Here is a 25,851-nt window from a genome sequence, read left to right on the forward strand (position 1 = left end):
GGTTAAATTCACTCGCATTGGGATTGATTTTGGGTAAGCTAGTCAGAAGTTTAGCTATAACCCGTATCATCAGAACGGTTTGTGCGAAACCTATTTCACACAAAACAGTCCAAAGATACAGTAATCCGAACCGAGTAATCAAAACACGCATGCTAAAACAAACCCGCTCTACTCTCTGTTTGTGTCTCGCCACACTGATGGCCATGCCCACTTATGCCCAGGACAGCCGTTACGAGCTGCCTGAAATCGGAACGGCCGCCGCTTCCACCCTGACTATAGATCAGGAGCTGATTTACGGCGATGCCTACATGCGTATGCTGCGGGCCGGACAGCCTATCGTGCATGATCCGGTCCTTAATGAATATATTAGCACCCTTGGCCACCAGCTGGTCGCTCACGCCAACGATGTAAAAACCCCGTTTCGTTTCTTTATGATCCAGGACCGGGCTATCAACGCTTTTGCGTTCTTCGGTGGCTATGTGGCGCTGCACAGCGGGCTGTTCCTGCACGCCCGCAGCGAAAGTGAACTGGCTTCGGTGGTGGCTCACGAAATTGCCCACGTCACCCAGCGCCACCTCGCCCGCGCAATGGAAGAGCAGGCCAAACGCTCTCCGGCTACTATGGCTGCACTGGTCGGCTCGCTTCTGCTGGCCGTGGCCAACCCGCAGGCTGGTATTGCTGCCATCACGGCGACTCAGGCCGGTGCTATTCAGGGACAAATCAATTACACCCGTTCCAATGAGAAAGAAGCTGACCGCTTCGGTATTGTTACTCTGGCCAAAGCTGGGTTTGACCCACACGCCATGCCACGCTTTTTCGGCCGACTGGCCGATGAGTTCCGCTACGCCAGTAAGCCACCGCCAATGCTGTTGACCCACCCCCTGCCGGAAGACCGGATCACCGACTCCCGCGCCAGGGCACAAAGCTACCCGCCGTGGCGGCTTGGACCGTCGGTTGAGTTCCACCTGGCCAAAGCCCGGGTCGTTGCCCGTCACGCCGGACTGGAAAGCGAAGCTGCACGTGACTGGATGGAGCGTAAACTGAAAAAAGCCTCCAAAGAACTGGCGCCCACCTACCGCTACGGTATGGCGCTGACTTATCTGGATACCAAACAGCTCGATAAAGCAGAAACGATTCTGACCGAACTGCTGGCTTCTGACCCGCGTAATGACTTCTACCTCGATGCCATGTCAGATCTTTACCTGTACAAAAAAGAGTTCGATAAAGGCATCAGCATGCTGGAAAAAGCGCTGGACAAAAAACCTGGCAATCCGGTACTGACCATCAACTACGCCAACCTGCTGGTTGAAAGCGATCAGTCCAGAAAAGCGATTCAGACCCTGCAGCGCTACACCCATGACCACCCGGAAGACATCAACGGCTGGTCAATTCTGGCTCAGGCCTGGCAGCAGAGCGGTGTTCAGGATGAAGAGCTGGCGGCAAGGGGCGAGATTTACGCCCTGCGTGCCAACTGGGGCCATGCAATTAAAAACTACAGTCAGGCCAGTCAGATGGCTGAGCTTGGCAGCCTGAAACAGGCCAGATACGACGCGCGGGTGGATCAGCTCAGCATCCAGCGCGACCGGTTTATGGCCCTGCAGAACTAAACAAAGATAAAAACTAGGAGAAAGTCATGTCTGTTGTGATTTACCACAACCCCCGCTGTTCCAAAAGCCGCCAAACCCTGGCGCTGCTGGAAGAAAAAGGCATTACACCGGAAGTTATCCGCTACCTGGAGACTCCACTGACCACTGCCCAGCTTAAAAGTGTGTTTGAACTGCTGGGTTTCGATAATGTGCGTCAGATGATGCGGGTCAAAGAAGCGGAATACAAAGAGCAGGGTCTGGCGGATGCCAGTGATGAGCAGCTGTTTGATGCTATGGTTGCTACACCAAAACTGATCGAACGTCCGGTGGTTATCAGTAATGGTACGGCCCGCCTTGGCCGTCCGCCAGAGCAGGTACTCGATATTCTATGAGTTGTACCCTGCTGGTGCTCTACTACAGCCGTCACGGGGCGACGCAGGCACTGGCCCGGCAAATCGCCCGTGGCATTGAATCGGTGGAAGGCTGCCAGGCCCGGTTGCGGACCGTAGCCGGATTTGAACCAGGCGACGAACCTGATGAACTCATCGCTGGCCCGGACGACCTTCGCGAGTGTGATGGTCTGGCGCTCGGCAGCCCGGTCTGGTTTGGCAATATGGCCGCCCCAATGAAACACTTCTGGGACCAGACCAGCCCCCAGTGGCTGGCGGGTGACCTTATCGACAAACCTGCTGCGGTTTTCACCTCATCTTCTACCCTGCATGGCGGACAGGAGTCCACCCTGCACAGCATGATGCTGCCCCTGTTCCATCATGGCATGATGGTGATGGGCATCCCCTATTCCGAGCCAGCCCTGCATACTACCCGGGCTGGTGGCAGTCCTTACGGTGCTGGTCATGTCACTCCCGGCAAACTGAGCACTCAAAGCGAATCCGGACAGCTTGCCTTTGCCCTTGGGCAACGACTGGCTCGCTGCGCATTAAAAGTTAAGGAGTAACTATGAACCGGCTTTCAACACGATACCGCTATCTGGCCCTGACCGGAAATCTGGCCCTGCTGGCCTGGGTGATGCTGTGGCAGGCGGAGCTTTCTCCCCACCCGCACCTGAACCCATGGACCCTGGCGATCGCCTGGAGTATCCCGCTACTGCTGCCCCTGCCGGGCATTCTCGCAGGACGGGCCTATACCCACGCCTGGGCCAACTTCGTGTTGATGATCTACTTCCTCCACTCCCTGACGCTGCTTTACGTGGATGAAGGCGAGCGCTGGCTGGCTGCGGTGGAGCTGGTGCTGGTATCACTGGCCTTTACCGGTAACACCCTTTATGCCAGATACCGGGGTCAGGAACTGGGCCTGAAGCTGAAGAAACTGTCTGAAACCGAAAAGCAGGAAAAAGAACGGTTCGGAAAATCCGATTAAACAAAAAAACAGCGGCCTGGGCCGCTGTTTCTCCACTCAGTTACATCAGGCGATTCTGAACTGACGAATAATATCCTGCATACCCGCCGCCAGCTGGCTCAGCTCGACGCACGCCTGCGCCGTCTGCTGCGAACCGGTGGCTACTTCGGCAGAAAACTGATTGATCTGTTCAACATTGCGCTGCAACTCTTCGGTCACCGAATTCTGCTCACTGCAGGCACTGGCAATCTGAATGTTCATATTTGCGATGTCGTGGACTGATGACCCGATCTGATTGATGCTGTGGCCTGCTTTTTCTGTCTGCTCCACACAGCTGTTGATTAACTCACAACTATTGGTAGTCGCCTCCACGGCACGTTTGGCGCGGGACTGGAGCTGCTCAATAATCGTGACGATCTCTTCCGTCGACGACTGAGTCTTACCGGCAAGAGCACGAACTTCGTCGGCCACCACTGCAAAACCACGTCCCTGCTCACCAGCACGCGCAGCTTCAATCGCCGCATTCAGCGCCAGAAGGTTAGTCTGCTCTGCGATGTTCTGAATGACATCCACCACAACGCTTATGTTGCCAGAGTCCTGCTCAAGTTCAGCAACCATCGTGCCTGTCTCTTCAATCACCGTTTGGGCTTTCTGAATCGTAGAGATACTGCTTTGCACAACTCCCGAACCATTTTCTGCATCACCGGACGCACTGCTCGCCGACGTCGATGCATCTTCTGTACTGTTCGCCACTTCGTTGACCGTTGCCTGCATCTGATTCATCGCTGTCGCCACCAGGTTCAGCTGATTTTGCTGCTCATGCATTCCCTGAGAAGTCTGTTCAGAGACCGCGCTCACTTCCTCAATAGACGCCGCAAGCTGAGTGGCAGAACTGGAGATTTGTTCAACGATCTGTTGCAGTTTGGACTGCATCGCCACACAGGCATCGGCCAGTGAGCCCAGCTCGTCATTATGAATCTGATTGCGCTGAAGCTTATGAGTCAGATCACCACCAGCGATACTGCGAGCCATCGCTATTACCAAATCAAGAGGGTTGCAAATCTGACGGCTCAGGATGGCTCCCATCACCAGCATAAACACGATCTGGCCTGCGATACCGGCGAAGCTGTAGTAAATAGCCTGATCCACCCGTGAATCAATACGCTGCTGATCTTCATCAATATAAGTCTGATTTAGCTCACCAAGCTCCTGCAGGGCATCAAGCACCGCGCTGTAAGTATCAAAGCTGCCCAGAACGATCTCATTGGCTTTCACTACATTACGCTGTTCAATGGCCTGTTCAAAACCGTGGCTTTTCGTCAGAAACGCACTCCACGCCTGCTCTGTTTTTTCAAAAGCGGCCCGGTCACGATCATCCCAAAGCCCCTCACGGTACTCATCCAGCTGGCCCTGAACCTCACGCCCGACTTTGCGGATCCCTTCCAGCCAGTTCATCAGCTCCGGATGCTCCATGTTTGGCAACAAAGAGAACTGATCTTTACGCATCACAATAATATTCAGCTGGGTATTCTTAACTAGCATAACACTCGGCACGGTTTCAGCTGCAAACTCATCAAAAGAGGCTTTGATCTGATTAATGTGAGAGACCAAAAACAGGATCTGCAGAACGATAGCAATACCTATCACGCCAAAAACAATCGCGAACTTTTTCCTTATGCTTATATCTTTAATATTCATTTGGTAACTGCCTAAGATTTTACACTGTAAGCTTTGCCCCCAATTGGGCTGAGCAAACACGTTGAAATTGGGACAAAAGCCACCATTAGCTGGTATCACCCTATATCAGGTATGAACGGTGGCTGAGGGAAGTTTTATAGCTTATTTGCAAGACGTCTTATCAACCGGAATTATAAAGATCCGAAGAATGATTAGATATGAACACACTAGCACTTGCAACCAAATGATATTCAACTCAGATAATTAACATCTACTGTATAATGATTTCAACATATATTATTTACACAAATAATAAATCCATTACCAAGCCCACAAAGTCATAATAATTAGCTTTCTCTTAATGAGAGCACGGTGATATTTGAGTACTGGTCGACGAATACACTATATTGCGCCAATAAAAAAAGCCTTCGCATATATTCAGCGAAGGCTTTGAAAGCAAAAATAAATAAAATTTATCTCAGCCACTCATACAGCAGTTCCGGCTGAACCGGCTCTGTCTGCTGTGGCTGTGGTTCTGTCAGCACTTCTGTACCCTCTGTTGCCTGCAACGCCTCACCTGACTCAGGAGGAAGCGTCGTCTCTGGCGCGACTTCTTCTGCCGGCTCCGGCATCCACTGGGCTTCGATCGCTTTCAGCTGATTAAAGTTACCCAGCTCACGCTCAAAGTCTGCCTGAGGAGCCAGCAGGTGGATACGGAACTGCACGCTGTTACCCTGGATTTTTATCACGTCTACGGAAGCGACCGAGTTCAGCCCTTTCAGCAGGGACTCCAGACCAAAGAAATCATTGGCATTGTTCACTTCCACAAAACGGGCCATCACGCTCTGGGTTGAGGTATCAGAGACTTTCACCGCGCTTTTGTCTGCATAGTGATTGGTGACTTCATCCACCACCTGCTCGAACGCAGTGACCAGCGCGCCGGACGCCTGTCCGGTCAGTGGCGTTGCCTGCTCGCTGGCAATACGCTCTGGTTTTTGATCATAGAGTGTCCAGCGTACTGAACTGCTGCTCTGGCGGTGCTGTACCCGCAAAACCAGAACGGCATCTACCGGGTAGCGACTGCTGGCCTGACTCAAAGGCGCTACAAAACCGCCCCACAGATCCGGCGCGGAAATCGAGGTCACGTCTTCAATATCACCGACCGGAATAGTCAACGGCAGGCCACGTTGCTCAGCCAGTTGCCGCAGCGATGCTACTGAACGCAAACCGGCCTGCTCCCAGGCAATCTGACGCTGGTAGCGGTCTTCTTCCACCATCCACACCAGAATATTGGCACGCACCGGTGACCAGTATGGCAGTCCTGCCTGAGTCAGCAGAGACTGAACCTGACGGGAGTTGAAGCTGAGTTTCAGGCTCGGCTGACCATCGTGCTGACTGCTGCTGATCTGAGTCAGATACTGACCACTGTTACGCAGTGCCTTGCCCACCACCGGGTTCTCTTTTACCTGCTGTGAGCCGGATGCTTTCACCAGCACCTGCTCAAGACCTTCGCTCTGCGCCAGGGTCTCGGCATTCTTCTCATCGCTCAAAACAATTTCGGTTGAGAAAACATCCACTTTGGTCATCGCATACCCTGGCATCGCCAGCGCACACAACAACCCGGCCAAAACTCGCTTCATAAAACGCTTACCTCTTGTAATTGAACCTCTGATGATAAGCAAGTATCCAGGCAGGGGCAAGTAAAGCGGCGCGTACCCGACCAGCTTTAACACCTGGCTGACCTGCACCAAAAGAGGTGGTACTAACAAAAACCGTCCCTGGTTTTCATCCGCTTCATTCATGTTCAGAACCTGCCCACAAAAGCAGCAGCTCTGACAAAGAGTGAGGGCCAGGCTCCCATTTTCTTGATCTATATCTAATGCGCAAACGATTGCCGGGTGATAGAATCCTGCGAATTTTGTTTACAAGAAATGGAAAAGCCCAATGTCCCAAATACTGCAAGGTACCCAAATGCTGTTTGTCGCGTTTGGTGCTCTGGTTCTGGTCCCACTGCTGACCGGCCTTGACCCCAGCGTAGCTCTGTTCGGTGCCGGTGTCGGTACCCTGTTATTTCAGCTCATTACCCGTCGCAGCGTCCCTATCTTCCTCGCTTCCTCTTTCGCTTTTATTGCTCCTATTATGTATGGCGTACAGGCGTGGGGCGTTGCTTCCACCATGGGCGGCCTGATGGCAGCCGGTATGGTATACGTGCTGCTGGGTGCAGTGATTAAAGCCAAAGGCGTAGCGGTTATCCATAAACTGCTGCCGCCAGTGGTCGTCGGTCCTGTAATTATGGTGATCGGTCTGGGCCTGGCGCCGGTTGCGGTCAACATGGCACTGGGTAAAACCGGTGACGGTGCCGTACAGCTGGTTGACGGTAACGCAGCGCTGATCATTGCCTGCGCGTCACTGGCAACCACTATCGCCATCAGCGTCTTTGCCAAAGGGTACTTAAAGCTGCTGCCTATTTTTGGCGGTATCTGCGTCGGCTACGGCCTGAGCCTGGCGTATGGCGTGGTTGATTTCACCCCGGTTGAGCAGGCAGCCTGGCTGGGCCTGCCAAACTTCACTTTCCCGGAGTTTAACATCAATGCCATACTGTTCATGATCCCGGTAGCCATCGCTCCTGCCGTTGAACACGTTGGCGATATGCTGGCGATTTCCAACGTAACCGGCAAAGACTACCTGAAAAAACCAGGCCTGCACCGCACCATTACCGGTGACGGGGTGGCAACCATGGCAGCTTCAATGCTGGGCGCGCCGCCAAATACCACTTATTCAGAAGTGACCGGTGCGGTAATGCTGACCAAAGCATTTAACCCGGTGATCATGACCTGGGCTGCGGTAACTGCGATTGTACTGGCACTGGTTGGCAAACTGGGCGCTCTGCTGCAAACCATTCCGGTACCGGTGATGGGCGGCATTATGATCCTGCTGTTTGGCTCTATCGCGACCGTTGGCCTGAACACGCTTATTAAGAACAATGTCGACCTGCACAAATCACGTAACCTGGTGATCGTGGCGGTAACCCTGGTATTTGGTATCGGCGGCATGGCATTTGGCATCGGCGACTTCAGCCTGCAGGGCGTCAGCCTTTGCGGTATCGTGGCTATCGCACTCAACCTCATCCTGCCGGATGACCTGGGTGAAAACCATGTGGTTGATAATGCGCAGATGGAAGAGGATAAAGCGTAAAAGACAGGTACTGGGTCACCCGGTCCTGGGTTTCTGGGGTGAAATTCCCCATAACCCAGGACCCAGCAGCAAAGCGCTCCCAGGACCGGAAAAACAAAAAGGGAAGCAACAGCTTCCCTTTTTCATTCATACATAAATAAAGCGAAAAATGTTCGCTTACTTAGTACCAAAGATCTTATCACCCGCGTCACCCAGACCCGGTACGATGTAGCCTTTGTCGTTCAGCTTCTCATCGATCGCTGCAGTGTACATCTCTACATCCGGGTGTGCTTTTTCCAGCGCTTCGATACCTTCAGGAGCTGCAACCAGAACCAGCACTTTAATGTGCTGACAGCCTTTCTCTTTCAGCAGGTCGATAGTAGCGATCATCGAACCACCAGTCGCCAGCATAGGGTCAACAACCAGAGCGATACGCTCATCGATGTTAGACGCCAGTTTGTTGAAGTAAGGAACCGGCTCCAGGGTCTCTTCGTCACGGTAGATACCTACCACGCTGATACGTGCGCTTGGCATGTGCTCAAGTACACCGTCCATCATACCCAGACCAGCACGCAGAATTGGCACTACGGTCACTTTTTTACCTTTGATCTGGTCAACTTCAACCGGGCCGTTCCAGCCATCAATGGTTACGCGCTCGGTTTCAAAATCCGCAGTCGCTTCATAAGTTAACAGGCTGCCTACTTCTGTAGCCAGTTCGCGAAAGCGCTTGGTGCTGATGTCCCCTTCACGCATCAAACCGATTTTGTGTTTAACCAGAGGATGCTTCACTTCAACAACTTTCATTTCCAACTCCGACATATTTTAAATAAACCGCCAGAGTATACATGGTTTTGAATGATATTTCAGGTTTGAATGACAACAAAAAAAACTGACGCAAACGTTTTCCTTTTCCGTTCAACCCCTGTTAGAATAGCGCCGTTTTTCACATCCAACCTATGACGAGGACATCCCCGTGAGTGGTAACAACTCTTCTCTTAGCTATAAAGACGCTGGTGTAGACATCGACGCAGGCAACGCTCTGGTTGACCGTATTAAGGGTGTGGTAAAACGCACTCGCCGCCCGGAAGTAATGGGTGGCATCGGTGGCTTCGGTGCACTTTGTGAACTGCCGACCAAATATAAGCAGCCTGTACTGGTTTCCGGTACTGACGGCGTGGGTACCAAGCTCCGCCTGGCTCTGGATATGAAAAAACACGATACCATCGGTATCGACCTGGTCGCGATGTGTGTGAACGACCTGATCGTTCAGGGCGCAGAACCTCTGTTCTTCCTGGACTACTACGCGACAGGCAAACTGGATGTAGATACCGCAGCTGACGTGGTTGCCGGTATCGGTGAGGGCTGTGTACAGGCTGGATGTGCACTGATCGGCGGTGAAACTGCTGAAATGCCGGGCATGTACGAAGGCGAAGACTACGACGTTGCAGGTTTCTGTGTTGGCGTAGTTGAAAAAGAAGACCTGATCGACGGCACCAAAGTAGCCGAAGGTGACGCACTGATCGCTGTTGGTTCAAGTGGCCCGCACTCAAACGGTTACTCACTGATCCGCAAGATCCTGGAAGTATCCGGCGCGGACCTGAACGAAGAGCTCTGCGGCCGCACTATCGGCGAGCAGCTTCTGGAGCCGACCCGCATCTACATTAAATCTGCACTGAAGATGATTGAGCAGCATGACATCCATGCAATTTCTCACATCACTGGTGGTGGCTTCTGGGAAAACATCCCACGCGTACTGCCAGAAGGTACTAAAGCCGTCGTTGATGGAAACAGCTGGGAATGGCCGGCTATCTTCTCCTGGCTGCAGGAGAAAGGTAACGTTGAGACCCACGAAATGTACCGCACCTTTAACTGTGGTGTAGGCCTTATCGTTGCCCTGCCAAAAGATCAGGCAGATGCGGCGGTTGAACTGCTGAAAGCAGAAGGCGAGAACGCCTGGGTTATCGGTGAAATTGCTTCTGCCAAAGATGGCGAAGAGCAGGTAGAGATCCGCTAAACCATGGAAAATATCGTTGTCTTAATTTCAGGTAACGGTTCCAACTTACAGGCTATGATTGATGCCTGTGAGTCCGGCCGTATCCGTGGAAAAGTCAGCGCCGTTTTTTCCAATAAGGCTGACGCTTACGGACTTGAGCGCGCCAGACAAAGTGGGATTGATGCCCACTTTGTCAATCCAAAGGAATTTGCTTCCCGCGAAGCGTTCGACGCTGAGCTGATGGCTCAGATCGACCGCTGCCAGCCCGACCTGGTGGTACTGGCCGGTTACATGCGCATCCTGTCTGATGAGTTCGTCCGTCATTACCTGGGAAAAATGGTGAATGTTCACCCTTCCCTGCTGCCCAAATACCCGGGGCTGCATACCCACCAGCGCGCCATTGAAGCCGGAGATAAAGAACACGGAACCAGTGTTCACTTTGTTACCGAAGAGCTCGATGGTGGCCCTGTGATACTGCAGGCCAAAGTGCCGGTGTTTGATGATGACACGCCGGAACTGCTCAATGAGCGGGTACAGTCACAGGAACACGGCATCTACCCTATGGTAGTGGACTGGTTTCTGTCAGGTCGCCTGGTGATGAACAGCCAGGGTCAGGCCGTACTGGATGGAGAGCCGTTAGGCACTCAGGGCTACGCGCAGGACTGATTAAGCAAGTATTAAAAAAGGTGGCTGATGCCACCTTTTTTAATACTTGCTACCAGAGAGTCACAAAGGCTCTGTCGGCGCCTGGGATTTCACTTTCTTCGGCGGATACGCCACATGAGCCAGCTGGTCATGGTTACCTGCCAGCAACTCACCAAAGTGGAACAGGCTGTACTCACCCGGCTTCATCCGCTGCCACTGCTCATTATCCGTCAGGGGCTGTGTCGCAATAACCGTCACCACATCATTGGGCGTGGTTTCCTGCTGAAAGTCGATCGTGACATCTTCATCGATCAGGCTGGCCTCGCCAAACGGTGCCCGGCGGGTGATCCAGTAGAGATGGTTGGTACAATAGCTCATCACATAATCGCCATCACTGAGCAGCATATTAAACACGCCCATTCCCCTGAGCTGGTCACAGCATTCGCGTACGTACTCAAACACCGCTGGCATATCTTCCGGTGGCTGGGGAAACTTCTGCTCCAGCTTATACAAAAGCCAGCAAAATGCGCGCTCACTGTCAGTCTGACCCACAGGCCGGAAAAAACCGGTATCCAGTGAGTCATAGCCAGTCAGCTGGCCGTTATGGGCAAAAGTCCAGTATCGTCCCCACAGCTCGCGGGTAAACGGGTGGGTGTTTTCCAGATTCACCCCGCCACGGTTTGCCTGACGAATATGGCTGACCACAGCGCAGCTTTTTATCGGATAGTTCTGCACCAGCTCAGCGATTTTAGACTGACAGCTGGGATTCGGATCCTTAAATGTACGGAAGCCCCGCCCTTCATAAAAGGTAATCCCCCAGCCATCGCGATGCGGCCCGGTATTTCCGCCGCGCTGCATCAGTCCGGTAAAGCTGAAACAGATATCGGTCGGCACATTGGCACTCATGCCGAGCAGTTCACACATCTTCCCTGACTCTCCTGTTACGCCATCTCTTTTTCAATCAACTGAATGATGATGTGGATGATCTTGATATGCACTTCCTGAATACGGTCCGCATAGCCAAAGTGAGGTACACGGATTTCAATGTCCGCCAGGCCTGCCATCTTGCCGCCGTCTTTACCGGTCAGGGCGATGGTTTTCATGCCTTTCTCTTTTGCCGCATCGATCGCTTTCAGAATGTTGCCCGAATTGCCTGAAGTCGACAGACCAAACAGTACATCGCCTTTTGAACCTACCGCTTCCACATAGCGTGAGAACACGTGGTCATAGCCAAAGTCGTTACTCACGCACGACAGGTGGCTTGGATCAGAAATCGCAATCCCCGGGTAACCCGGACGGTTTTCACGGTATCGGCCGGTCAGCTCTTCAGCAAAGTGCATCGAGTCACAGTGCGAGCCACCGTTACCACAGGAAAGCACTTTGCCACCCTGCTTAAACGAATCAGCGATCATTTTCGCTGCTGCTTCGATCTGCGCAATATTGTTGTCGTCGGCCAAAAACGCCTGCAAAACCTGAGCGGCTTCGTTGAGCTCGCTGCGGATCAAATCCTGGTACATAGGGCTTTCTCTCTGATTGTCTGTTATTAGGCTGCCCAACAAGTATAAGGCAGCTGATTGCTTTCATCTGAGTTTAACTACAAAGCTGGCGGAGTGTCGACCACCGATGTGCTTTCTGAGCACTGCACCAGCAAGTTTTTGTCTCATGGTCATTTTTTAATCCGGTTCAGGGTTGGGATCACTTTTTTGCAATTGCAGGGTTTTACATTTACACAACAACTCGATTACAATCACTCTAACTGGTACGACCACACAATAAGAAAATGTACCCTAACCGTGAACAAAAGGAATCATCACATGGAAATCCTGCTCTCTGCCCTGGGGATTGCGCTGGCTGTTGGCCTGGCGCTGTACCACAGATATGCGCTTGCCACCTCTCTGGCTCTGATTGGTGCGGTCATGCTGACCGCTACTGTATTTGGCACTGTCGGCCCCATCGCCTGGCTGGTGTTCATTGTTATTGGTGCTCTGCTCGCCATGCCATCACTGCGCCAGAGCCTTATCAGCAGTAAGGCGCTGACGGTGTTTAAAAAAGTCCTGCCTGCCATGTCCAGAACTGAAAAAGAGGCGCTGGAAGCAGGCACCGTGTGGTGGGAAGCCGAACTGTTTCGCGGCAAGCCGGACTGGCGCAAACTGAGCGCAATAAAAGCCCCGCAGCTGAGCGCGGAAGAGCAGGCTTTTCTGGACGGCCCGGTTAACGAAGTCTGCGCCATGACCAGCGACTATCAGGTCACCCACCAGCTGGCAGACCTGCCGCCGGAAGTCTGGCAGTACCTGAAAGACCACAAGTTCTTCGCCATGATCATTAAAAAGCAGTACGGCGGACTGGAGTTTTCCGCCTATGCCCAGTCACTGGTACTGCAGAAACTGACCGGTGTTTCCGGTGTGCTTTCTTCTACCGTCGGCGTACCGAACTCTCTCGGCCCTGGCGAGCTGCTGCAGCACTACGGCACCGAAGAACAAAAAGACTACTACCTTCCCCGCCTGGCGCGTGGCGAAGAGATCCCATGCTTTGCCCTGACCAGTCCGGAAGCCGGTTCTGATGCCGGTGCCATCCCGGATTTTGGTATCGTGTGTAAAGGGGAATGGAAAGGCGAGAAAGTGCTGGGTATGCGCCTGACCTGGAACAAACGCTATATCACCCTGGCACCCATCGCCACCGTACTGGGCCTGGCATTTAAACTGCGCGACCCGGATGGCCTGCTGGGTGAAGAGAAAGAGCTGGGGATCACCTGCGCCCTGATCCCGACCGATATTCCAGGCGTTGAAATCGGCAACCGCCACTTCCCGCTCAATGTGCCTTTCCAGAACGGCCCGACCAAAGGCGAAGACATCTTCGTCCCACTCGACTTTATTATCGGCGGACCTGAAATGGCCGGCCAGGGCTGGCGCATGCTGGTTGAATGCCTGAGTGTAGGGCGCGGTATTACCCTGCCATCCAACTCGACCGGTGGCCTGAAAACCGCAGCGCTGGCAACCGGCGCTTATGCCCGCATCCGCCGTCAGTTTAAACAGCCTATCGGCCACATGGAGGGAATTGAAGAACCTCTTGCTCGCCTGGCAGGTAATGCCTACGTGATGGATGCCGCCAGCAGCCTCACTGTCGCTGGTATTGACCTTGGCGAGAAGCCATCGGTGATCTCGGCCATCGTCAAATACCACTGTACCCACAGAGGCCAGCGCAGCATTATCGATGCGATGGATATTTCCGGTGGTAAAGGGATCTGCCTTGGTCCTTCCAACTTCCTCGCGCGTGGCTATCAGGGTGCGCCTATCGCCGTTACCGTAGAAGGGGCAAATATCCTGACCCGATCGATGATCATCTACGGACAAGGGGCGATCCGCTGTCACCCTTATGTACTGGCCGAGATGGAGGCAGCTCATTCCACTGAGTCTGATGCTCTGGATAAGTTTGACCATGCGCTGTTTGGCCATGTTGGCTTTACCCTGAGTAACCTGGTTCGCAGCCTGTGGCTGGGTCTGACCGACGGCTATGGTTCTGACAGCCCGGTCAGCGACCATACCCGCCGCTACTACCAACAGCTCAACCGCTACAGTGCCAATATGGCCCTGCTATCCGACATCTCAATGACGGTACTGGGCGGTTCCCTGAAACGCAAAGAGCGCCTGTCTGCCCGTTTGGGTGACATCCTCAGCCAGCTCTATCTCTCCAGCGCTACCCTGAAACGTTACGCCGATGAGGGGGCAAACGCAGAAGATAAGCCGCTGCTGGACTGGGCAATGCAGGACAGCCTGCTGCAGACCGAACAGGCCATCCATACCTTCTTGAACAACTTCCCGGTGAAGTGGCTCGGCGTGACACTCAAAGTCCTGCTGATGCCGTATGGCCGGGTGCGCCTGACTCCGTCTGACAAACTGGACAGCCAGGTCGCCCGCCTGATGCAGACCCCGAATGCCACCCGAAGCCGCCTGGGCCGTTACCAGTATCTTGCACCGACCGAACACAATCCGGCCGGTAAAATAGAGCAGGCTCTGGAAACCATCCTCGAAGCCGAGCCGTTGTTTGACAAAGTCTGCAAAACCCTGGAGATCCGGCGTCCGTTTACCCAGCTGGACAAAGTGGCAGAGCTGGGGCTCGAAGAAGGCATCCTGACTGCAGATGAAGCCAGCCTGCTGAGTCGCGCCGAGGCACTGCGACTGGAAACCATCAATGTGGATGATTTTGAGCCGCAGCACTTGGCCGCAGAGCCACCCCATACCCCCGGGATGGATAACGTGGCCTGAGTGACCAAAGCCTGAAACTTACAGACGGTCACGGTACCAGCGGCTGAGCATCAGCTCCTGCTGGTACTCCTCCAGACTCTGATAGCCAAAGATCCGCCATGCCTGCTCATCATCGAGCGGGCATATTTCATTGATAAGCGCCAGCCATTGCAGACGCACCGAGTAGCGGTTAGACCAGATTTTCATAATGACCTCCTCTGATGTCCGGTGTCTGACTTCACCTTAACCAGCACCAGACTCCCCAACCGGTAACGGTCTGGCATCTTTCAGTACTTTTCTGTCAATCGCTGTTAAGCCTTAAGGTTTAGCGCTACTATTTCTGCACATTCCAATACTATCTGGTCAGCTATGGCAGCCTATATTGAGAAAGTCCCCCAGCGATACGGCCGCTCCTGGCGGTTTGTACGCCTGTCTGAATCGCATAAGCAGGTAGAGTGGCACTATCATCAGGAGTTTGAACTGGTTCTGCATCGTCACTTTGAAGGCAGCGCCTGGATTGGCCACTATCAGGGCGTCGTCCGGGATCCTCAGTTACTGCTGCTCGCGCCCGATCTGCCTCACGCTTTCCAGTCTGCAGACAAAGATCAGAACTGCACTACCCTGGTGCTGTGGTTTAAGAAAGAGTGGCTGGCCAATATGATGTTCAGCTGCGCCGAGCTGAGGAAACTGGAAAATCTGCTGGTGCGGGCGCAGAAAGGAATCGCCTTCTCTGCAGAAACCGCGCTGGCGTTTGAACGCCTGATGGAAGGGCTGGAGCAGAAAACGGCCATCAATCAGCTGGCGACACTTTTGCAGGTGTTCTCCCTGCTGGCAGAAGATAAACAGACCACCACCCTGCTCTCTTACCCGCCCACTCAGTGCCGTGATAAAGAGCAGAGCGGAAAAATCGATAAACTGTGCCACTATATGGAAACCCACTTCCATCAGCCGCTCAGCCTTGATGACCTCGCGGCGTATCTGCACACCAGCCCCAGCAGCATCCATCGTCTGTTTAAGCTCCACTTTCAGGAAAGCTTTACCCAGTATCTGAGTAAGCTGCGCCTCAACCATGCCGCCGAACTGCTGCAAAGTACCGGCAAACCGGTCTCGCTTATCTGTGAAGAGGTGGGCTATCGGAATCAGGCCAACTTTAATCGTCAGTTTAAGCAGTATAAAGGGCTGACACCGGGCGCTTACCGCAGGCGCTTTCAGCCGGCTGCTAAGGTATAATTAATATGCTTTCAGCACTGAACAAAACCGGAGAACAGGATGGCCGATATTCACCACCAGGAAAAACTCGATACACTGGACAAGCTCAGTGTCTGCGGCTACCGCAGTGGTATCACTCTGGTCAGCCTGGCCCTGCTGCTCTGCCCGCTTAAACCTGAGATTGCCGTACCGCTGCTGGCGTTTGCGACGTTTCTCTCTGCGGCCAATCTGCACGTCTATCTCAAGGGGATCCGGATGGTCATTCAGACCTCTGCCTGGCTTGGTCTTCTGATCCTGCCGTTTGGACCGGAGTGGCTGGCAATGGGGCTGATGTTTGTCTGCTGGTCAGGGGTGGCGCTGAAAGAGTCGTTCTGCTTTAAAGTGCCCGGACTGAAACTGGTGCCCCTGCTGCTGGCTGCTGCTGCGGCGGCGCTTGCCCTGCAAAACGTGCTGATGATTAAAATTCTGCTCTGGCCTGCGGCATTCATTTTGGGCTGGCTTGCACTCAATAAATGGCGGATGCCACTGCATTTCGATATTGGTGATAAATCCAAATATCAGATATAAAAAACCGCGCTGACATCAGCGCGGTTTCTGTATATACGTTACTCCTTCGGCGGCATACTCAGCTGCATTTCCGGAATATCAGCGCGCTGCAGGCGGATCTTACGCCACAGTACCCAGCCCACCAGCGCCAGTATAAGCACCACTACGTTGCCGATGATGACAAACATCATGCCGCTCTTGCGGGCTTCTTCACGCTCGATCTCACGCTGTATTTTTTCTTCCAGACGGCGCTTCTCTTCCTGGGCCTTTTTGTATTCGGCCATCGACTTTTCAATGTCAACTTTTTCCACGATACCGAATGTCTGCTCAGGCAGCGGGAACATCAGCTCCCGGTTGCTGGCGGTATCGGTCGCGTACACATAGCCACGCCAGGCATGACGGCCGGTCTGATCGCCATTCGGAAGTTGCGCGGTCAGATTAACCCCGTCTTCCGTGACAAAATCCTGGGTGATCACTTCCCCGCCCGACGGCACTTCCTGGGTAATGGTCAGCGCCAGCGAACCTGGTTTGATCGCGCCTTTTTCCGCGGTGACCGCCAGAGTATGGTCCACCTCCGCGCTGCGGGCCTGGGTAAATGCCAGCCCAAACGGACGCGGATAAACCAGCACTTCCTGCTCCATCGCGCGCAGGAACACCCCATTGCCGGAAGAAATACGGGCTCGGTACTTGCCCGGCTCAATATCTACCGGCAGACGGGCAGTAAACACCCCATCACCCGGAAACTCATCCAAATCGGCTCCATTGTCTTCGAACTTGCCGATAACCTGCGGAACAGGACGCGCTTCCGGGGACAGGCTGGCTTCGTTTTCCATATATTTGGTAAAGGTAACGGTCAGCTCGACCCGGTCAAGAAAGTCACGCAGTTTCAGCAGTTCGCCTTTCTGCTCAAGGCGGGCGGTAAATTTGATGTGTTCCGTCTGGTAGAGACGCTGGGGAAAGTTGTCGACTTTGAGTACCAGATCAGAGATCAGGCGAATATTGTTTTTCGGGTGCACCCTGCCAATCGCCTGCCAGGGGCCTGGCATAGGATTATCGACAGAGATGATGTCCATCCCGGATTCGTTGTACCAGCGCACGTTCTCGGGATGATCCCATGAGTAGTATTTTGTGCCATCAGGACGCACCAGGATGACCGATTTGGAACGGGGTTTGCGATAGATAACAAAGGAAACCTGCGAAATGGTCGGGTCGATCCGGAAACGATTATCGAGCAGTGACATCGCCGATTCGGTTTCGGCCCTTGCCATACCGGTTACCAGCAGTAAAACCAACCCAATAACCATTCGTATCATTCTGTTCTCCTATTGGCGCCAGAGGCACGCCCCACTCTTTTCAACAATATCTAATCTGGCACTGTGTGCTTCCAGTTCATCGGCCGATGCGCGCAAAACTTTAAGACCTTTACGTCCGCTCACCCGGCGGATCCCCTCGGCTCCGCCTTCCTGGGCAGAAGAGTCTGCGCTGAACTTGAGGCTGGTCTGGCCGCCGGTCATCAGAAGGTAGACATCCGCCAGGATCTCGGCATCGAGCAATGCCCCGTGGAGAGTACGGTGAGAGTTATCTATACCGTAGCGGTCACACAACACGTCGAGGTTGTTTCGCTTGCCCGGGAAGATCTTCTTCGCCATGGCCAGGGTATCGGTAACTTTGCAATACTGCTCCGTTTTACCGATCGCCGGGTCCAGCATGCCGAACTCATAATCCATGAAGCCGACGTCGAAGGGCGCATTGTGGGCGACCAGCTCGGCACCATCGATAAACTCCAGGAACTCCTTATGAACATCACCATACTCCGGCTTATCCACCAGAAACTCATCGGTAATACCGTGTACCAGAACCGCGTCAGGCTGAATTTCCCGGTCAGGCTTAAGGTAAACGTGGAAATGACGCCCGGTCAGTTTACGGTCGATGATCTCAACGGCACCGATCTCGATGATACGGTGACCTTCATAATGGGGACCACCTTCACGGTTCATACCCGTGGTTTCGGTATCGAGAACAACGATGCGTTGATGCTCTGAATTCATGCTGGTATTCATCTTGTTAGCTGTGTCAGACTATGTGGTCAAAGGCAGAATGCGTTAATAGTATCAAATGATGGTCAAACAAGTAGAAATTTTCACAGATGGTTCCTGTTTAGGGAATCCCGGTCCGGGTGGCTACGGCATCGTGCTGCGCTACAAGCAGACCGAAAAACACCTCGCCAAAGGCTACCGCCTGACGACCAACAACCGGATGGAAATGATGGCCGCCGTGGTCGCGCTGAGAACACTGAAAGAGCCGTGCAAAGTTATCCTGACCACCGACAGCCAGTACGTCCGTCAGGGGATCACCCAGTGGATCCATAACTGGAAAAAACGTGGCTGGAAAACCGCCGATAAAAAGCCGGTAAAAAATGCCGATCTGTGGAAAGCCCTCGACACCGAAACCGCACGCCACGACGTAGACTGGCACTGGGTAAAAGGCCACGCAGGACACCGTGAAAACGAAATCTGTGATGAGCTGGCCAGAACCGCGGCAGAAGCGCCGACGGAAGAAGATACGGGATACGAGGCGGGCTAGCGCCCGGTGGTACGTGGTACGTGGTACGTGGTACGTGGTACGTGGTACGTGGTACGTGGTACGTGGTACGTGGTACGACAGGTTGTGGGATGGCCATAACCTGTCAACGCTCAAGCATTACTTTTCTTCTCCGGCCTCCCCCGAACCGAGGACCGCGCACCGCGAACCGGACTCCCCAACCCGATAATTCACCCCAAGCGGCGACAGTTTCCGCTTCAGCCTCCAGTGCGGTTTAATCGGCTTAAGCGGATAAGTCCGCTTGCGCGCCACGATAAAGTACAGGCTGCCAAACGGCGAAGCCCAGTCACCCAATGCATTTTCCATCCAGGTCCACACTGGCCGGTAGCGGCCAAACGGGAACAGGGCGTAACAGTCTGAATGCACCACCTGATAGTTCAGCACTCCCAGCCAGTCACGGATCCGGTTGGGAGTAAACATGCGCCCGCTCCAGGGCAGGTTATGTTTGTGCCAGGGAAGCAGGCTTGAGCAGCCCGTCCAGCTGATGGGATTAAAACCGGTCACAATGAGATAACCATCGTCGATCATCACCCGGTCTACTTCACGCAGCAAACGGTGCGGATCGTTACAGTAATCCAGCTGATGAGAAATCAATACCGCATCAAAGCTCTTTTCCAGAAACGGCAGATCGTAGGCATCAGCGGTCACGTTACGCAGCGGATTACGGCTGTCGAGCAGCACCTGATGCTGGATATTACAGTTGCAGGTTGAAAGCTCACAACTCAGCCCGCCGAGCTTTAACATGTGGTATCCGAAGATTTTTGAACACCATTCATCCAATCGCAACTGAATCGACTCAGATACCCATTGACCATTTTTCAATTGTTGCCAAGAATGGGGTTGATCTAATTTACGAGAGGTACGAGCTGGCTTCATAGTAAGCGCCTCAACCAAGGGTGATGGGAGAACCAAATATGTTAGTCATCAAAAGCATACCCGCATTTAACGACAATTACATCTGGCTGATCGAAAATAGCGATCAGCGTTGCGCGGTTGTGGATCCCGGCGATGCTGCGCCCGTCCTGGCCTATCTGGAAAAACACCAGCTGACTCTGGAAGCCATCCTGCTTACCCACCACCATAACGACCACATCGGTGGCGTGGCGGATCTGGTGATCAAATACCCGCAGGCCAAAGTGGTCGGCCCGGCCTCAGAGCCCATCGCTGCGGTCAACACCCTGGCCGAAGACGGCGATCAGCTTGACCTGTTTGGTGAAACCTTCCTGGTTCTTGGCCTGCCCGGCCACACTCACGGCCACGTGGGTTACTACGGAGACGGCAAACTGTTTTGCGGTGACGTACTCTTCTCTGCCGGCTGCGGACGGGTATTTGAAGGCACCTACCAGCAGATGTTTGACTCACTCAATAAAATCAATGCGCTGGCAGAAGAAACTGAGATCTACTGCGCTCATGAATACACCGCATCTAACGTGTCATTCGCACTGGCCGTCGAACCGGACAATCAGCTGCTGAAAAACTACCGGGAAGAAGTGATCCGCCTGCGCGGACAACAACACCCTACCCTGCCGACGACACTTCGTCAGGAGCGCTGGGTCAATCCTTTCCTGCGCTGTCAGCAGCCGGGTGTGATCAAGGCCGTCTCTAACCGCACACAGGATACTTCACCAATTGCAGTTTTTTCTGCATTACGTGAGTGGAAGAACGAATTTTAACATTTAGAGACTTGTCACTAAGGGGAAGGCAGAAGTATTATCAGCAACCGTTTAAATAAAAGGCTGCATGATGAGAGCAAAGTACGCCTGGGGTCTGGCACTGCTGTTGACCGGCTGTCAGATGACTCAGACAGAAAATCCTTCCCCTCAGGAAACCACCACCAATAAACCGGCCACCAGCGCCGAACAGAAAGTGGTAAAAAAAGTCCCTGAGGTCAAACCTGAGCCGGTTCCGGTCGTTACCCCTGAATCGGTGGATGATGTATGGCAACGTATTGCCATGCAGCTGGAAATGCCCATCCCGCAGCACAAGAAAGTCGATTATTACCGCACCTGGTACATCAAGCACCCGCGCCACCTGGAAACCGTGGCAAAGCGCGCTACCCCTTTCCTCTACCTGATCACCACCCGTATCGAAGAGCGTGGCCTGCCAATGGAGCTGGCACTGCTGCCAATCGTGGAAAGCTCATTCGACCCGTTCGCCTACTCTCACGGCAGCGCAGCCGGCCTGTGGCAATTCGTACCGGGCACGGGTAAAGCCTACGGCCTTGAACAGAACTTCTGGTACGACGGCCGCCGTGACGTCGCCGCCGCGACCGATGCCGCGCTGGACTATCTGGAATCACTGAGCAGACGCTTTGACGGCAACTGGAACCACGCTATCGCCGCCTACAACAGTGGCGGAGGCCGGGTATCGAGTGCTATCCGTACCAACAAGAAAGCCGGTAAACCAACCGACTTCTTCTCCCTGTCCCTTCCAAAAGAGACCAGTGGCTACGTACCTAAACTGCTGGCACTGGCTGATATTGTCGCCAATCAGGAGAAATACGGGGTAGAAATTCCGGCAATTGCCAACTTCCCGGTACTGGAAAAAGTGGACCCAAACGAGCAGCTGGATCTGGCGATTGCAGCCAACTACGCCGGGATGAGCGTGAAAGAGCTGCAGGGCTACAACCCGGCTTACAACCAGTGGGCCACTGCGCCTGAAGGCCCGCACCACCTGCTGCTGCCGACCGATAAAGTCGCCCGCTTTAACGCCAAAGTGGAAGAAAACCGCGGCAAAGGGATGAAGCTGGTTCGCTATAAGGTGAAATCCGGTGACAGCCTGAGCGTGATCGCAACCCGCTACAACACCACCACCAAAGTGATCCAGGCAGCCAACGGACTGAGCAACCACAATATCCGTGTGGGTCAGCACCTGATGGTTCCGACCTCAACCAGAGACGAGAAAGTCTATGCCCTGAGCGCGGATAACCGTCTGGCCAAAACCCAGTCTACAGCACGTGGAAAATACAAACTGACCCACACTGTCAGCAAGGGTGACAGCCTGTGGACCATCGCAAAAACCCATAAAGTCTCTCATCAGAGCCTGGCGAAATGGAATGGCATGGGTCCGCGCGATACCCTGCGCATCGGCCAGAAACTGGTGATCTGGAAGAATGGCAGCGAAGGCGCCATTATCCGTACCGTGGTATATCAGGTACGTTCCGGCGACACTATCAGTGGTATCGCCACTAAATTTAAAGTACGCAGCAACGACATCGTGAAGTGGAACTCACTGTCGAAAAGCAAATACCTGCAGCCAGGCCAGAAGCTGAAGCTGTACGTGGATGTGACCAAGGTCAGCGTATAACGAACTCCAGCAACAACGGATTATGATCAGAGGCATCGCTTGGCGGTGCCTCTGCTGTTTTGAGCTCAAGGTCCCGGTAGAAAACGTAATCCAGATGATGACCAGTGACAAACTGAGTACGGTTATCCGGGCTGAAGGTCACTTCTGCAAGGCTCAGGCTGGCCATCAGCTCACGCATGGTTCGGGTGCGCTCGTCACTCCAGGCGTTGAAGTCCCCCGCGACCAGCACCGGCCCCTGATGACCGTCAATCGCAGCACGCAGCCGGTCTATCTGCTGACGAAACTCCACCGTACCCACAGTAAAGTTGACCGCATGAACGTTCACTACTGCCAGACTCTGGCCGTCAGACAGGGCGTATTCCGCGTACAGGCCGGATTTGGGCAACTGCAGCCAGGGCTCTTTCTGGGTATAAGCGCAGGCTTTCTGCGGCATTGCCGCCGCCAGATTCAGCACCCCGGCGCTGGTATCAAACGCTTTAAACGCGCTGACGTGACTGCTGGCCCACTGATGCCTGCCCAGCCAGTCCATAAACCCGGGATTGATGCTCGCTTCCTGCAAAAGCACCAGCTGACGCTGCTGACTGTACGCATTGAGCGCACTTTCCCAGTTATCACGGCCCTGCTTATAAATGTTCCACACCACGACCCCAAGCTTTCCCTGAGTATCCAGTGGCCGGGCCTGCCCCGGATTGCGATAGCAGACCCGCTGCTCCGGCGCCCCCTCTTCACTCAGCATCACCAGCTGAGGTGTATCCGGAACCGAAAAAACACCCCGGAAACCGCCATAGAGACCCGCACCCAGTACCACAGCCAGTAAAATTACCCGTTTCAGCATCGCCTTGCCCATTAAAGAGAAAAGGAGCCCATATGAGCTCCTTTATTATGATCCGAAAGTCGCTTAAATCGCGTCTTCGTCTTCCTCACCGGTACGGATACGCACTACGCGCTCTACGTCGGTGACAAAAATCTTACCATCGCCGATCTTGCCGGTCTGGGCCGTCTCGATAATGGTTTCTACACACTGCTCAGCCACGTCATCAGTCACGACGATCTCCAGCTTCACTTTAGGCAGGAAGTCCACCATGTATTCTGCGCCACGATAAAGCTCGGTATGGCCTTTCTGACGGCCAAAGCCTTTCACTTCTGACACTGTCATACCTGTGATACCGACATCCGCCAGCGCCTCGCGTACATCATCAAGCTTAAACGGCTTAATGATGGCTTCGATTTTTTTCATTGTCGTCCCTATACTGATTCAGTTTAAAACTATTATTACTGATTCCAGCGCGTTAGCCAATATCAGGCCGCCTCCATTTTTTGCATCAGACTCCATGCACACAACATGAAAACACTGCTGTTGAGCAGCAGCACCAGCAGATTACGCAGCAGCAGACCATCCAGACTGAATGCACCGCTGAACAGGGTCAGCGCCGGGATAAAAAACAGCACCGGAATATAGCCCCAGCTCTCGCGCTTCCAAAGCCCAACCAGAGCCACCAGGCCACTGATAAAGATCAGCCCCATCACAATCGCGGGAATAAGACGCAAACTGGTCAGTGAAAGAGTTTGCAGAAACAGGGGCAGATGAACCAACAGATAACAGGCAACCACTGCCGCCATAGGCCGTTCCATAGGGAAACGCCGTAATAACGAGAAATACGCATTCATAGCCACACTCCATGTTGGATCTGAATGAAAAGGAAAGGTATTCACTGCATCCTGCAGTGATGCCTGATTTGATTTTAAACCAGGCTAAGCCCTATTGTACCCGAAGCGCAGTCAGCACTTCGGGGACAGTATCACAATTAGCTGAACTGTCTGCTACTTAAGACTGGCATAGTATGCGGCCAAATTGGCAATATCCTGATCGCTGAGCATCATCGCCTGAGCCTGCATCACCGCCGCCAGGCCGCCGTTGCGCTGTTTGTTTTTATAAGCTTTGATCGAGTCGGCCAGATATTTTTCATTCTGCCCTTTCAGGTTCGGGTAACCATCAATCACGGCAACACCATCCGGACCGTGACAGGCGGCACAAACCGCCGCTTTAGCTTTCCCGGCCGCCACATCCCCGGCAGCCATGGCTGTTCCACCGGACAATAGCAGAGTGGCTGCTGCCATCAGTATCATTTTCCTCATTGCTTCCTTGTTCCTTTTTTATGACTGACCCACCCATTGTGGCACAAAAATGCGCTACCTGGTCCAGATGAGTTCACATTCCCTTGCATAATACGCTTTGGAAACAAACAGATCAGCGACTGCCGCCACCTCATCACCATACATCACCACCGGCACGCGACGGCGCTGCCAGGAGGGCACTCCATACTCCTGAAACAGCTTTTTCAGCTTGCGGCTGTGGCCCCGTTCCTGTGGTGTGGCACTGAGCCCCTGTGGCTCAAACTGTACCCGGACAACCTCACCAGCGAGTGGCGCGCGCAGCATAAATCCCTGACCGGAATCCCCGGCGCGAAGTTCCAGTACGCCCAGCCCATCCGGCAGCACAACCGGGGTATTGAGCTGTAACGCCTGCTGCCACTGACCGACATCCACCTGAGGTGGAACATAATGAAGCCGCTGCTGAAACCTGCGAATTTCCCCGTCAGCGATTTTCAATCGTGGATTGGCATCGGCCCTGGCCATAGCGACTTCCTGCCAGCATACCGAAAGCTGTACCCGGCTCGGCATGCGGGCACCATTACGTTCCAGCCACAAGCGAACCAACTGATTACGCACCGCTTCGCTCTGCCCGGTCAGGCCGGCAATTTCAAGGCTGCCATCCGGTGCCAGACAGTGCTGCAGCTTATCAGCCAGCAACTCAGCAAGCAGCGCCTCCTGCTTTGCGCACAACGCAGCGCTGCGGGCAACGGCAGAGCCAATATGAGGCCAGCGCGATTCCAGGTGAGGGATCACCTGATGGCGCAGGTAATTCCTGTCGTAGCGGGTATCACTGTTACTCTCATCGGTTACCCAGCTGAGGTTGTGCTGGCGGGCGTACCGCTCAATTTGCTCGCGGCTGACCTCAAGCAATGGCCGCAGAATCTGCCCCTGACCAAACGGCATCTTCGCAGCCATGGCCGACAACCCTTTCGGCCCGCTGCCGCGTTTGAGTGCCAGCAGAAAGGTTTCCACCTGGTCACCGGCGTGCTGAGCAGTCAATAAAACACTGCCGGGTGTAACGTGCTTTTCCAGCGCCTGATAACGGGCCTGGCGGGCTGCCTGTTCAATACTCTCCCCGCGGGTATCAAGCGTCACCTGCTCAGCGTAAAACGGAATACCGCTCTCATCACACCAGCGGGTACAGTCTGCCTGCCACTCATCTGCGTTCTGGCTCAGGCCATGGTGAACATGTACCGCCCGGCACTCCGTTAGCGGATGCCTGCGCTGATACCGGGCCAGCAGGTCGAGCAGGACCCGCGAGTCGACGCCGCCACTCAGTGCCAGCACCAGACGGTCAGCGTCTGCTGCAGAAACATCCATCTGTTCACAAAATCTTTCAAACAACACAGCGGGTCCCCCGGCG

The 25,851-nt window shown here is 53.9% G+C and carries 26 protein-coding genes and 1 pseudogene; 13 read left to right on the forward strand and 14 right to left on the reverse strand.

Going from position 1 to position 25,851, the window contains the following annotated elements; genetic code table 11:
- The first annotated feature begins 149 nt into the window (after positions 1-149).
- From bepA to ACVB80_RS19855, 4 genes are read left to right on the forward strand one after another with little or no spacing between them, the layout of a single operon-like run.
- On the forward strand, positions 150-1,607 hold the full coding sequence (bepA, locus tag ACVB80_RS19840; protein ID WP_481083016.1) for a beta-barrel assembly-enhancing protease: 1,458 nt from the start codon (positions 150-152) through the stop codon (positions 1,605-1,607).
- A gap of 26 nt (positions 1,608-1,633) precedes the next feature.
- Positions 1,634-1,978 carry an arsenate reductase (glutaredoxin) gene (gene arsC / locus ACVB80_RS19845; RefSeq protein WP_481083017.1) on the forward strand — a complete coding sequence of 115 codons (345 nt, stop codon included), beginning with the start codon at positions 1,634-1,636 and terminating at the stop codon, positions 1,976-1,978.
- The gene (locus ACVB80_RS19850) at positions 1,975-2,541 is read left to right on the forward strand and encodes a flavodoxin family protein (RefSeq protein WP_481083018.1); all 567 of its coding nucleotides are present in this window, start codon (positions 1,975-1,977) and stop codon (positions 2,539-2,541) included. Before arsC ends, ACVB80_RS19850 begins: the two co-directional genes overlap by 4 nt.
- A gap of 2 nt (positions 2,542-2,543) precedes the next feature.
- Positions 2,544-2,963, forward strand: coding sequence for a DUF2069 domain-containing protein (locus ACVB80_RS19855; RefSeq protein WP_481083019.1), 420 nt, complete (start codon positions 2,544-2,546; stop codon positions 2,961-2,963).
- A gap of 45 nt (positions 2,964-3,008) precedes the next feature.
- Here ACVB80_RS19855 and ACVB80_RS19860 read toward each other — a convergent pair whose 3' ends face one another.
- Entirely contained in the window at positions 3,009-4,640 is a 1,632-nt protein-coding gene (locus tag ACVB80_RS19860) for a methyl-accepting chemotaxis protein (RefSeq protein WP_481083020.1), read from the reverse strand.
- A gap of 452 nt (positions 4,641-5,092) precedes the next feature.
- Positions 5,093-6,259, reverse strand: a complete 1,167-nt coding sequence (locus tag ACVB80_RS19865) for a DUF2066 domain-containing protein (RefSeq protein ID WP_481083021.1) — start codon at positions 6,257-6,259, stop codon at positions 5,093-5,095.
- 304 nt (positions 6,260-6,563) lie between these two features.
- On the opposite strand from ACVB80_RS19865, the gene ACVB80_RS19870 reads away from it, so the two are divergent.
- Positions 6,564-7,814, forward strand: a complete 1,251-nt coding sequence (locus tag ACVB80_RS19870) for a uracil-xanthine permease family protein (protein WP_481083022.1) — start codon at positions 6,564-6,566, stop codon at positions 7,812-7,814.
- Between the two features lie 156 nt (positions 7,815-7,970).
- Here the strand turns inward: ACVB80_RS19870 and upp are convergent, their stop codons facing one another.
- The gene (upp, locus tag ACVB80_RS19875; protein ID WP_481083023.1) at positions 7,971-8,597 is read right to left on the reverse strand and encodes a uracil phosphoribosyltransferase; all 627 of its coding nucleotides are present in this window, start codon (positions 8,595-8,597) and stop codon (positions 7,971-7,973) included.
- A 169-nt stretch (positions 8,598-8,766) separates the two neighbouring features.
- Here upp and purM point away from each other — a divergent pair, with 169 nt between their 5' ends.
- Both purM and purN read left to right on the forward strand, forming a co-directional pair.
- A complete protein-coding gene (gene purM, locus ACVB80_RS19880; protein WP_481083024.1) occupies positions 8,767-9,807 on the forward strand; it encodes a phosphoribosylformylglycinamidine cyclo-ligase in 1,041 nt (346 codons plus the stop codon).
- Positions 9,808-9,810: 3 nt separating this feature from the next.
- Complete coding sequence (gene purN, locus ACVB80_RS19885; protein ID WP_481083025.1) at positions 9,811-10,452, forward strand: phosphoribosylglycinamide formyltransferase; 642 nt, start codon at positions 9,811-9,813, stop codon at positions 10,450-10,452.
- A 60-nt stretch (positions 10,453-10,512) separates the two neighbouring features.
- Here purN and ACVB80_RS19890 read toward each other — a convergent pair whose 3' ends face one another.
- Both ACVB80_RS19890 and lpcA read right to left on the reverse strand, forming a co-directional pair.
- On the reverse strand, positions 10,513-11,355 hold the full coding sequence (locus ACVB80_RS19890; protein WP_481083026.1) for a class II glutamine amidotransferase: 843 nt from the start codon (positions 11,353-11,355) through the stop codon (positions 10,513-10,515).
- A 17-nt stretch (positions 11,356-11,372) separates the two neighbouring features.
- A complete protein-coding gene (gene lpcA, locus ACVB80_RS19895; protein ID WP_481083027.1) occupies positions 11,373-11,948 on the reverse strand; it encodes a D-sedoheptulose 7-phosphate isomerase in 576 nt (191 codons plus the stop codon).
- 297 nt (positions 11,949-12,245) lie between these two features.
- Here lpcA and fadE point away from each other — a divergent pair, with 297 nt between their 5' ends.
- On the forward strand, positions 12,246-14,693 hold the full coding sequence (gene fadE, locus ACVB80_RS19900) for an acyl-CoA dehydrogenase FadE (RefSeq protein WP_481083028.1): 2,448 nt from the start codon (positions 12,246-12,248) through the stop codon (positions 14,691-14,693).
- A gap of 18 nt (positions 14,694-14,711) precedes the next feature.
- Here fadE and ACVB80_RS19905 read toward each other — a convergent pair whose 3' ends face one another.
- On the reverse strand, positions 14,712-14,879 hold the full coding sequence (locus tag ACVB80_RS19905; protein WP_481083029.1) for a hypothetical protein: 168 nt from the start codon (positions 14,877-14,879) through the stop codon (positions 14,712-14,714).
- 162 nt (positions 14,880-15,041) lie between these two features.
- On the opposite strand from ACVB80_RS19905, the gene ACVB80_RS19910 reads away from it, so the two are divergent.
- Positions 15,042-15,902, forward strand: a complete 861-nt coding sequence (locus ACVB80_RS19910) for a helix-turn-helix domain-containing protein (RefSeq protein WP_481083030.1) — start codon at positions 15,042-15,044, stop codon at positions 15,900-15,902.
- A gap of 39 nt (positions 15,903-15,941) precedes the next feature.
- On the forward strand, positions 15,942-16,448 hold the full coding sequence (locus ACVB80_RS19915) for a DUF2301 domain-containing membrane protein (RefSeq protein ID WP_481083031.1): 507 nt from the start codon (positions 15,942-15,944) through the stop codon (positions 16,446-16,448).
- Positions 16,449-16,486: 38 nt separating this feature from the next.
- Here ACVB80_RS19915 and ACVB80_RS19920 read toward each other — a convergent pair whose 3' ends face one another.
- Positions 16,487-17,740 carry a TIGR03503 family protein gene (locus ACVB80_RS19920; RefSeq protein ID WP_481083032.1) on the reverse strand — a complete coding sequence of 418 codons (1,254 nt, stop codon included), beginning with the start codon at positions 17,738-17,740 and terminating at the stop codon, positions 16,487-16,489.
- 9 nt (positions 17,741-17,749) lie between these two features.
- Positions 17,750-18,487, reverse strand: coding sequence for a DNA polymerase III subunit epsilon (dnaQ, locus tag ACVB80_RS19925; RefSeq protein ID WP_481083033.1), 738 nt, complete (start codon positions 18,485-18,487; stop codon positions 17,750-17,752).
- Between the two features lie 58 nt (positions 18,488-18,545).
- Here dnaQ and rnhA point away from each other — a divergent pair, with 58 nt between their 5' ends.
- Positions 18,546-19,010, forward strand: coding sequence for a ribonuclease HI (gene rnhA / locus ACVB80_RS19930; protein ID WP_481083056.1), 465 nt, complete (start codon positions 18,546-18,548; stop codon positions 19,008-19,010).
- A gap of 117 nt (positions 19,011-19,127) precedes the next feature.
- Here the strand turns inward: rnhA and ACVB80_RS19935 are convergent, their stop codons facing one another.
- A complete protein-coding gene (locus tag ACVB80_RS19935; RefSeq protein ID WP_481083034.1) occupies positions 19,128-19,904 on the reverse strand; it encodes a class I SAM-dependent methyltransferase in 777 nt (258 codons plus the stop codon).
- 38 nt (positions 19,905-19,942) lie between these two features.
- On the opposite strand from ACVB80_RS19935, the gene gloB reads away from it, so the two are divergent.
- Both gloB and ACVB80_RS19945 read left to right on the forward strand, forming a co-directional pair.
- Positions 19,943-20,701 (forward strand): hydroxyacylglutathione hydrolase, encoded by a 759-nt coding sequence (gloB, locus tag ACVB80_RS19940; RefSeq protein ID WP_481083035.1) that lies wholly within the window; start codon positions 19,943-19,945, stop codon positions 20,699-20,701.
- Between the two features lie 229 nt (positions 20,702-20,930).
- Positions 20,931-22,334 (forward strand): annotated as a pseudogene (locus ACVB80_RS19945) (lytic transglycosylase); the annotation flags it as partial.
- Here the strand turns inward: ACVB80_RS19945 and ACVB80_RS19950 are convergent.
- The 5 genes from ACVB80_RS19950 to tilS all read right to left on the reverse strand — a co-directional run bounded on the left by ACVB80_RS19950 (position 22,324) and on the right by tilS (position 25,808).
- A complete protein-coding gene (locus tag ACVB80_RS19950) occupies positions 22,324-23,169 on the reverse strand; it encodes an endonuclease/exonuclease/phosphatase family protein (protein ID WP_481083036.1) in 846 nt (281 codons plus the stop codon). The pseudogene ACVB80_RS19945 and the gene ACVB80_RS19950 sit on opposite strands and share 11 nt — an antisense overlap.
- Positions 23,170-23,232: 63 nt before the next feature.
- Positions 23,233-23,571, reverse strand: coding sequence for a nitrogen regulatory protein P-II (glnB, locus tag ACVB80_RS19955; protein WP_481083037.1), 339 nt, complete (start codon positions 23,569-23,571; stop codon positions 23,233-23,235).
- Positions 23,572-23,633: 62 nt separating this feature from the next.
- Entirely contained in the window at positions 23,634-24,002 is a 369-nt protein-coding gene (locus ACVB80_RS19960) for a hypothetical protein (protein WP_481083038.1), read from the reverse strand.
- A gap of 153 nt (positions 24,003-24,155) precedes the next feature.
- Positions 24,156-24,461: a c-type cytochrome gene (locus ACVB80_RS19965; protein ID WP_481083057.1), complete on the reverse strand. Its 306-nt coding sequence runs from the start codon at positions 24,459-24,461 to the stop codon at positions 24,156-24,158.
- A gap of 63 nt (positions 24,462-24,524) precedes the next feature.
- Positions 24,525-25,808: a tRNA lysidine(34) synthetase TilS gene (tilS, locus tag ACVB80_RS19970; RefSeq protein WP_481083058.1), complete on the reverse strand. Its 1,284-nt coding sequence runs from the start codon at positions 25,806-25,808 to the stop codon at positions 24,525-24,527.
- Positions 25,809-25,851: the final 43 nt, after the last annotated feature.

Source organism: Vibrio sp. 9-16B-A1, assembly GCF_056726165.1.

Excerpts from the sequence above, each read along its gene's own strand:
- bepA (WP_481083016.1), top strand. The coding sequence starts at position 150 with ATGCTAAAACAAACCCGCTCTACTCTCTGTTTGTGTCTCGCCACACTG.
- arsC (WP_481083017.1), top strand. The coding sequence starts at position 1,634 with ATGTCTGTTGTGATTTACCACAACCCCCGCTGTTCCAAAAGCCGCCAA.
- ACVB80_RS19850 (WP_481083018.1), top strand. The coding sequence starts at position 1,975 with ATGAGTTGTACCCTGCTGGTGCTCTACTACAGCCGTCACGGGGCGACG.
- ACVB80_RS19855 (WP_481083019.1), top strand. The coding sequence starts at position 2,544 with ATGAACCGGCTTTCAACACGATACCGCTATCTGGCCCTGACCGGAAAT.
- ACVB80_RS19860 (WP_481083020.1), bottom strand. The coding sequence starts at position 4,640 with ATGAATATTAAAGATATAAGCATAAGGAAAAAGTTCGCGATTGTTTTT.
- ACVB80_RS19865 (WP_481083021.1), bottom strand. The coding sequence starts at position 6,259 with ATGAAGCGAGTTTTGGCCGGGTTGTTGTGTGCGCTGGCGATGCCAGGG.
- ACVB80_RS19870 (WP_481083022.1), top strand. The coding sequence starts at position 6,564 with ATGTCCCAAATACTGCAAGGTACCCAAATGCTGTTTGTCGCGTTTGGT.
- upp (WP_481083023.1), bottom strand. The coding sequence starts at position 8,597 with ATGAAAGTTGTTGAAGTGAAGCATCCTCTGGTTAAACACAAAATCGGT.
- purN (WP_481083025.1), top strand. The coding sequence starts at position 9,811 with ATGGAAAATATCGTTGTCTTAATTTCAGGTAACGGTTCCAACTTACAG.
- ACVB80_RS19890 (WP_481083026.1), bottom strand. The coding sequence starts at position 11,355 with ATGTGTGAACTGCTCGGCATGAGTGCCAATGTGCCGACCGATATCTGT.
- lpcA (WP_481083027.1), bottom strand. The coding sequence starts at position 11,948 with ATGTACCAGGATTTGATCCGCAGCGAGCTCAACGAAGCCGCTCAGGTT.
- fadE (WP_481083028.1), top strand. The coding sequence starts at position 12,246 with ATGGAAATCCTGCTCTCTGCCCTGGGGATTGCGCTGGCTGTTGGCCTG.
- ACVB80_RS19905 (WP_481083029.1), bottom strand. The coding sequence starts at position 14,879 with ATGAAAATCTGGTCTAACCGCTACTCGGTGCGTCTGCAATGGCTGGCG.
- ACVB80_RS19910 (WP_481083030.1), top strand. The coding sequence starts at position 15,042 with ATGGCAGCCTATATTGAGAAAGTCCCCCAGCGATACGGCCGCTCCTGG.
- ACVB80_RS19915 (WP_481083031.1), top strand. The coding sequence starts at position 15,942 with ATGGCCGATATTCACCACCAGGAAAAACTCGATACACTGGACAAGCTC.
- ACVB80_RS19920 (WP_481083032.1), bottom strand. The coding sequence starts at position 17,740 with ATGATACGAATGGTTATTGGGTTGGTTTTACTGCTGGTAACCGGTATG.
- dnaQ (WP_481083033.1), bottom strand. The coding sequence starts at position 18,487 with ATGAATACCAGCATGAATTCAGAGCATCAACGCATCGTTGTTCTCGAT.
- rnhA (WP_481083056.1), top strand. The coding sequence starts at position 18,546 with ATGGTCAAACAAGTAGAAATTTTCACAGATGGTTCCTGTTTAGGGAAT.
- ACVB80_RS19935 (WP_481083034.1), bottom strand. The coding sequence starts at position 19,904 with ATGAAGCCAGCTCGTACCTCTCGTAAATTAGATCAACCCCATTCTTGG.
- gloB (WP_481083035.1), top strand. The coding sequence starts at position 19,943 with ATGTTAGTCATCAAAAGCATACCCGCATTTAACGACAATTACATCTGG.
- ACVB80_RS19950 (WP_481083036.1), bottom strand. The coding sequence starts at position 23,169 with ATGCTGAAACGGGTAATTTTACTGGCTGTGGTACTGGGTGCGGGTCTC.
- glnB (WP_481083037.1), bottom strand. The coding sequence starts at position 23,571 with ATGAAAAAAATCGAAGCCATCATTAAGCCGTTTAAGCTTGATGATGTA.
- ACVB80_RS19960 (WP_481083038.1), bottom strand. The coding sequence starts at position 24,002 with ATGAATGCGTATTTCTCGTTATTACGGCGTTTCCCTATGGAACGGCCT.
- ACVB80_RS19965 (WP_481083057.1), bottom strand. The coding sequence starts at position 24,461 with ATGATACTGATGGCAGCAGCCACTCTGCTATTGTCCGGTGGAACAGCC.
- tilS (WP_481083058.1), bottom strand. The coding sequence starts at position 25,808 with ATGGATGTTTCTGCAGCAGACGCTGACCGTCTGGTGCTGGCACTGAGT.